At 45.8% G+C, this 7527-nt stretch carries 5 protein-coding genes; 1 reads left to right on the top strand and 4 read right to left on the bottom strand.

Features of this window, described 5'->3' with window-relative positions; all coding sequences use genetic code 11:
- Positions 1–225: 225 nt before the first annotated feature.
- Positions 226–669 (top strand): VOC family protein, encoded by a 444-nt coding sequence (locus KQP79_RS05515; RefSeq protein WP_004302766.1) that lies wholly within the window; start codon positions 226–228, stop codon positions 667–669.
- A gap of 169 nt (positions 670–838) precedes the next feature.
- On the opposite strand, the gene KQP79_RS05510 is transcribed toward KQP79_RS05515, so the two are convergent.
- Genes KQP79_RS05510 through KQP79_RS05495 form a run of 4 tightly spaced genes read right to left on the bottom strand, consistent with a single transcriptional unit; the run spans position 839 to position 7501 of the window.
- Positions 839–3043, bottom strand: coding sequence for a glycoside hydrolase family 2 protein (locus KQP79_RS05510; protein WP_234120934.1), 2205 nt, complete (start codon positions 3041–3043; stop codon positions 839–841).
- A gap of 5 nt (positions 3044–3048) precedes the next feature.
- Positions 3049–4716, bottom strand: coding sequence for an arylsulfatase (locus tag KQP79_RS05505; RefSeq protein WP_004298622.1), 1668 nt, complete (start codon positions 4714–4716; stop codon positions 3049–3051).
- The gene (locus KQP79_RS05500) at positions 4713–5900 is read right to left on the bottom strand and encodes a family 43 glycosylhydrolase (RefSeq protein WP_004307753.1); all 1188 of its coding nucleotides are present in this window, start codon (positions 5898–5900) and stop codon (positions 4713–4715) included. Before KQP79_RS05500 ends, KQP79_RS05505 begins: the two co-directional genes overlap by 4 nt.
- A 47-nt stretch (positions 5901–5947) precedes the next feature.
- The gene (locus tag KQP79_RS05495; protein ID WP_138343866.1) at positions 5948–7501 is read right to left on the bottom strand and encodes a sulfatase; all 1554 of its coding nucleotides are present in this window, start codon (positions 7499–7501) and stop codon (positions 5948–5950) included.
- Between the last annotated feature and the right edge of the window lie 26 nt (positions 7502–7527).

Below are 7527 nucleotides of genomic sequence, written 5' to 3'. Positions count from 1 at the left end.
TTTATTATTTTCTATACTATCTCCTTTTTTATCCTCAAAAAAAAATACGAAAGTTATAAATCTACCCTCACCACCCCTCACCCTGGACCCATTCATTAGCGCACCGTTTAACTCGTTTCTATGCACTAATGAGGTAAATACAGTTTTTTGAAACGCTATCCAATAGAATGATTATATTTGCATTTTGATATAAGAAACAAATTACAAACTATTAATCAGTAAACCATGAGATTCAGCAACGTAAGATTATTAGTGAAAGACTTCGCCAAATGCTTCAAGTTCTACACCGAACAACTCGGATTAGAGCCATCCTGGGGAGATGAAAATAGCGGATATGCCAATTTTAAAGTAGCTGACGGGATAGAAGGCTTCACCCTTTTTGTATCCGACTGGATGGCACCTGCGGTAGGCAATGCAGATAAGCAACAGCCCGTTGCGATGCGTGAGAAATTAATGGTTTCATTCAGTGTAGATAACCTCGACGAAACTTTTGCCGATCTAAAAGCAAAAGGCGTGACGTTTATCACCGAACCTACGGATATGCCCGATTGGGGGATGCGTACCCTATACCTGCGCGATCCCGAAGAAAACCTGATAGAACTCTTTACCCCTCTAGCACCGGAGCAATGTAGCCAGGAGCTCCTCGAAGAAGATAAGAAATTTCAATAAGAAAGTTTGTTATAAAGAAATGTGCCCATACGAGTGAGCCGGAAAAATGATAGTTAATGAGCCCTATAGTGACATCGCTATGGGGCTCATACATTAACTTGATATTGCAGATATTCACTTGCCTTTCAACTTTATAGCAAGAAACTCACAAAGTAGAATATGAATCTGATTAATAAGCCCTCAACCCATAATCGAATCTCATCTTCTTGCTATCTTTCACTTCAATTTTCAACAAATTACTTCCTTTTCGCAAGTAACGGCTGTAATCGCTGATATTGTATTGATTATATTGCCTGGTCTGCTTTGCCTCCTGCGCAAAGACTTCCACTCCATTCAGCCATACTTTTGCTTCTCCGGCAACATTCAGCCATAAAGACAGATGACTGAAATCCTTATCCACCTTAAAAGTAGCTTCTGATACTACCGTAGAACGAGGGGGACAGTCGAAAGGCAAAGAAGTCATTTTCAGCTCCTGACCGTTCAGACTGACAAGGCGGGTATTCTTGCTTCCGTTCTGACTGTCTGCAATCAAAGTAACAGCTTTCGCAGGGGTGATTTCATACAAACGGTTGTGCATCAGGTGTAACAAGCCTTCCGGTATTTTAGTTACTTTCCGGTCGTAAGTAATCAGGCCGTTTACTTCTCCCTCCACATCTGTGGTTTGTGTATAAACAGCCGCACTCAACCCTTGGGCAATCAGCGTTTCCAAATCATATACCAGACGGCCGTAACTATCAATCAGAGCCATTGCTCCGTCTATATTCTTATACCCCCAGTTCCTCATATTCGGATTCCAGATATGTTCCTTGATCGCCCAGCCATAGCCGCCGAATTCTCCCAGTACGGAAATGCGGTTGCCGTTGTTCTCCGGCAGAATCATGGAAGTGACAGGATAATTATGTACGTCGTACATATCGCCTACGCCTCTGTCCGTCCAGCCGGTCACTCCGTTTATCAGGCGTGTATCGTCGTATTTTATCACTTTATTTACGATTTCCACCGTGTTATGCTGTCCCCATCCTTCATTGAAAACCACCCAGGTAGTGATACAGGGATAGAAACGGAGACGGTCAATCATCTCGAACATTTCTTTTTGCCATTGGCGGGTGTGTTCTTCGGGAGCGTTCCAATCAGTAGTAGCCAACGGATTGACGTGTTCCTCCTTCTTCCTTGACGTAGCAAAACCGGAAACCATGTCTTGCCACATCATCAATCCCAGAGAATCGGCGTAATAATAATATTGCTCCAGTTCTACTTTGATATGTTTACGGATCATATTGAATCCCATCTTTTTCAATTGCACCATGTCCCACAACATCGCTTCCTCGGAAGGAGGAGTCAACAATCCGTCGGGCCACCAGCCTTGATCCAATGGACCGTATTGGAAGATGGGTTGGTTATTCAGGCAAATACGGTTATATCCGCACTCATCTTTACGGACATCTACTTTTCTCAAGGCAAAGTAACTCTTTACCCGGTCTAAAACACGTCCTCCATTGGATAAGACAATATTTAGATGATACAGTTTCGGAGATTCGGGAGACCATAAGACAGCGTTCGGAACGTCTATCTCCATCGCATTACTCAACTTCTGTTCCACCGTCTTGATTACTTTGCCATCATCCAACACTTCTATTTTCACTTCTTCATTGCCTTTGGCTCCGATTATATCGAAAGCCAGCTTCACGGATTTTCTCTCAATATCAGTGGAAGGAAGTACCTGACGAATATAGGTTTTATTCACCGCTTCCAGCCACACAGTTTGCCAAATGCCCGATACAGGCGTGTACCAGATACCTTCCTGGTTAAGTTGCTGTTTTCCTCGGGAGATAGACTCCGTGTCCGTCGGGTCGGTGACGGCTACTTCAATGCTTTGAGGACCACTCTTCTTCAGGTATTTAGTAATATCAAACGAGAACGGGTTGTTTCCTCCTTTATGCGTACCGACCAACCGGTTATTCACCCATACTTGACATTCATAATCCACTGCTCCGAAATGCAGGATAGCAGATTTATTCTTCCAGGAAGGATCTAAGGAGAACTCACGTTGATACCATAGTTTATCCGTAGGAAGAAATGTTTTCTGCACTCCGGACAGAGATGATTCAATCGCAAACGGGACCAAGATTTCCCCTTCAAAGGAAACATTCTTCCGAGGCGTGTTCTGATCCGTTACGGCATACTTCCACAATCCGTTCAGATTGATCCATTCTGCCCGTTGCAACTGTGGTCTGGGATAACTTTGCCACACATTTTCCGGCGTCACCTGTTCAGCCCATACTGTTTTAATTTTATCTCCTTTAGGCTCCCATGCATGGGTAAACACCTGCGACATGGCTCCTAAAGCCAGAGTTAGTAAGATTCTCTTATCCATAAGCATTAGCGGGTTTTATATTCTTTAAAATCTTTCCGTCGATTCTTATTGTAGGTATTCCACATTTTCTGGAAATACAGTACATCACTCTTGTCCGCCCATTCGAAATAGGCTGTTTCCAATTCTTTTGCCATTTCAGGATATTTACCGATCAGGTTGTGCTGTTCGGTACGGTCTTCCTTGATGTTGTACAATTCCCATTCATCTCCCTTGAAGTTGGCGGAAACCAGCTTCCAGTCACCTTTACGCACCATGCGGTTGCCTTCATGCTCGGCATAAATATATCTTTCGGGCATCTTCTTTCCTTTCACAATCGGAAGGATAGACTGACCTGCCGTAGGCAGAATCGCTCTTCCCTGATATTCTTTCGGATAAGTGGCTCCTGCCAGTTCCACACAGGTAGACATGATATCGGAGAATTGTGCAGGCTGATGATTCAGTCCGCCTTTGTTCTTCACATGATTACCCCAGGAAATGATACACGGAGTGGAAATACCTCCTTCGTGTGCATAATGTTTATAGAGCGTGAACGGCGTGCAGCAGACATTTGCCCAGCCTGTACCGTAATGATGATAGGTTCCGGGCAAACCCATCTGGTCGAGTTCTTCTCCGGTATGGGTATGGTATTCGACTCCGGTCTGTTTGTCGAAGCCAAATTCGTGCCATTCGGCACAAGCTCCGTTATCGGACATAAACATGATAAACGTATTGTCCAACTCACCGTTTTTCTTCAATTCATCCACTACCCGGCCGATGTTCGCGTCCATCACATCTACCATAGCGGCAAAAATGGACATACGGCGTGCGAGGTCGGTCTGCTGATCTTTCGTCAATGAATCCCATGCCGGTAGCGGATGCGTTTCATCTTCAAACAGACTTTCGGGAACTACACCACGCGGACTAAGTGCCGGCTTTCCCTGCATAAGTTTCAGGTCCACAATCCGTTTCCAGCGGGCGTCACGAATCTTGTCCCATCCCTGCATATAGAGAGACATATATTTATCGGTCACTTCTTTCGGTGCGTGCAAAGGGAAATGGGGAGCGTTATAGGCCAGATACAGGAACAACGGTTTCTTCTCCTGATGTGCCTGGTCGATAAAGTCAATCGCATAATCCGTTATCACATTGGTAGCGTAGAAAGTTCCTTCCTCATAGTGTCTGGGCGTACGGTCTTTCGGCAAACGGGTATATACTGCCGGATTCCAGAAAGAGTTGAATCCGCCCAACAAACCGTAATACTCCTGGAAACCACGAAGAATAGGATTCGACTTATTCCCCAAATGCCACTTTCCTGACATAGCCGTAAAATATCCGGCATCTTTCAGGACTTCTGCAATCGTGACGTTGTCCGAATTGGAACGGAAACCGGAATATCCTTTCGGCCAGGCAGGATGACTGCCGTCCATGTGTCCCAATCCCGTCTGATGCGGATAAAGTCCCGTCAACAGGTTGGCACGCGACGGGCAACTACGGGCACTGTTGTACATCTGCGTCATACGGACGCCATTCTTTGCCAGTTTATCCAGTACTGGTGTATGAATCTCACCACCGAAACAGCCGAGATCGGAGAAGCCCAAATCGTCTGCCAGTATGATAATAATATTCGGTTTGTCCTGCGCATACGTCATCGGGACCAGAGCCAGGCTGCCTGCTATCAATAAAGAAGTTTTCATTTGGTATTATAATTAAAGTTGGGTTTGAATTTACCATTCTCATAGATCATCGGAATTAATCCGGGACGGCACGTCACTTTATATTCCGCCGCCTGTGCCCCACGCGGATTGAAGAACATGGTAGCCCACCAGTTTCCATCCTTATCCTGGAAAAGATTGTTGTGTCCTCCTCCCGTGATGGCATTGTAGCGTTCGCTATAGGGACCATACACATTATCGGCTGTCGAGATGATGCAGTCGTAACTATAACGTGTCTTCGGCGAGGTTACTCCCTTTTTCTCGATATAGGTATCTCCCTCCGACGTACGGTGCGACCATATAGCCTGTACGAGGTGATATTTGTTATCATATTTGAAGATAAACGCTCCTTCAATATACGGTTCCGGATTATATTTTTTCTCTTTCAATGTTTTCAGTTCCTCGGCAAATCCGCTCATATCCGGTTTCATACGGGCGATATAATGGTTGTGCCCGACAAAGTAGACAGTGCCGTCCGTATCTTCGAACAAACTTCCGTCGATATTCGGGAAGATGGCTTTGTCTTTATTACCTTCGATATTCTCGTACGGTCCTTCCGGCTTTCCGGTCTTGCTCCGCAAAATGAAAGAACCTCTCCCACCTGCCGACTCATTCATGCAGGCAACGATAAACCAGTTCTTCGCGCTTTTGATATAATGCATTTCCGGAGCCCACACTGCATGGAAGCGGTTGTCCATCGGATCACCGTTGATGGATTTCTTCTGATATTTCTCTCCTGCTTTATATACTTTCGGCTTTTTTTGCCAGGTTCCGTCTTTTTCCATCGACCATATTTGTCCTCTGGCTTCCCAAGACTTCATATCTTTGGAACGCCACAGGTACAAACCGTCGTTCCAGTCCCAGCAATGTCTCTGTCCCGGAAAGTAACGGTCGGGGGTAGAGGTCGTTCCTGTGATATAATAATAACCGTCGGGACCCAGCGTAGCCCAAGTGTCCCTCATCCAATAATCAAATGCCGGCTTTACAGATGTCGGAACACGTAGTTCCGGAGCGTTTGTATCTGCCGTTCCATATAACTGTGCTGATGCTGTAGAGATGGAAATAAATCCTGTAAACAAGATCAATCCTAATCGCAAAATCAATTTCATATATTTCTGTTTTATGTTTACGGATACAAAAATAGGCCGTTGCGGGGCAGACTTCATGGAATCATGTTTTTAATATCCGTAGGTATGTACAATCTTCTTATTTTTTAGTGTTCCGGGTGGAGATAATTAAATGGATTCTGTTTAAAATGGTAACGTCTTTGCGGGAGAGGCAGCGGGTCCTGCAAACGCAACTCCCATGCCAGTAAACGGGTCAGAAGCTCTGTTTGAATTTCGCTGTATTTCCTCTCGCCAAACAGATTATGAACTTCCGAAGGATCTTTCTTTAAATTATAGAGTTCTCCGTTGCCATAATGATTCATAACCAGTTTCCAGTCATCCTTTCTTATCATGCGTGAGGTACCGCTTTGCGTCCAGGTGTTCAGTTCGTCGAAGTGGGCTATTTTGCCGGGAGTCAGTGCTCCTTCCTGTTCAAAAGTCAAGGAGGCATCCAGTCCGACATCGGCTCCTCCGAAGCCTTGTTGTACGACCATGCTGGAGAATTCTTCTTTAGGGTAAGCTTTTCCGGTCAGCATCGGCCACAAGCTACGACCCTGAACTCCTGCCGGTATTTCGGCACCGATGGCAGAGCAGAAGGTGGGGAAAAGGTCGGCTATCGATACGTGGCTATCCATAGGGGCAGGCTGGTTCTTGATGTGATATCCTGCCCATACCATCGGGATACGTGCGAGGCTTTCGGAAAGTCCGGCTCCTTTACGGATCAATCCGTATTCCCCCCAGTAGTCACCGTGGTCGGAGAGTACGACAAAGATGGTGTTTTCATATTGTCCGCTGGCTTTCAATGATTCGATCAGTCTCTTGATCTGATCGTCTATCAACCGGATCATTCCGATATAGTTGGCACGGATTCGAGGCATGTCTTGTTCCAGGTTCGGGCAGGACGCGTCTTCCAGTTGCGCCAGAATACGGTATTTCTCTCCTTTCTTTGCCAAATCTTTGCGGGAGGTCTTTAAGATGGGAAGCTTATCGGGGGAGAACATGGAGTAATAGGGTTCACATACCTGATAAGGGTTGTGAGGTTCCGGAAAAGAGACCCATACGAAGAAAGGATTTTCTTTCTGCTGTTTAATCCATGCCAGTGCTTCGTTCACGATTTTGGTGGGATGCTGTTCTTCCAGCGAGATGGGAGATGGCTCCAACCATTGCCCCCTGGCTTGCTGATTCAAGAAACGGGCAGTCTCTTTCTCTGCGGGAGTCGTCTTTTTGTGCTTTCCCCAGTGTCCGTATTCAGACCAGAAATCCAAGTCGGCAGGTTTCAGGTAAGCGTGATTCTTGCCAACCAATGCTGTTTTATATCCGTTTTCTTTCAATACGCCCACTAAGTCCTGTTGATAGGAGATGTCGGGGATATTGTGATTCGTGCGTACGTGAGTGGCGGAAGGAAAACGCCCGGTGAACATGGAACAACGTGCCGGAGAGCTGGCCGGCATCACAGTGTATGCCTTATTGAACCATACATTCTCCTGCGCCAAACGGTCGACAAAGGGAGTCACTTCCAGCGGAAAACCTTCCCTGCCGCACAAATCGGCACGCTGCTGATCGGTCATAATAACCACAATATTCGGTTTGCCGGTTTGCGCCTGGACTGACATAGCCAAACCTTGTATGGCAAGTCCTGTGATACAAAAGATTGTTTTCATTTTATTTATTTCTTATTTAAAAGATC

It is taken from the genome of Bacteroides sp. DH3716P, from assembly GCF_025914115.1.
In the GTDB taxonomy this organism is placed as follows: domain Bacteria; phylum Bacteroidota; class Bacteroidia; order Bacteroidales; family Bacteroidaceae; genus Bacteroides; species Bacteroides ovatus.
This window is presented reverse-complemented; position numbering and strand designations above follow the sequence as displayed.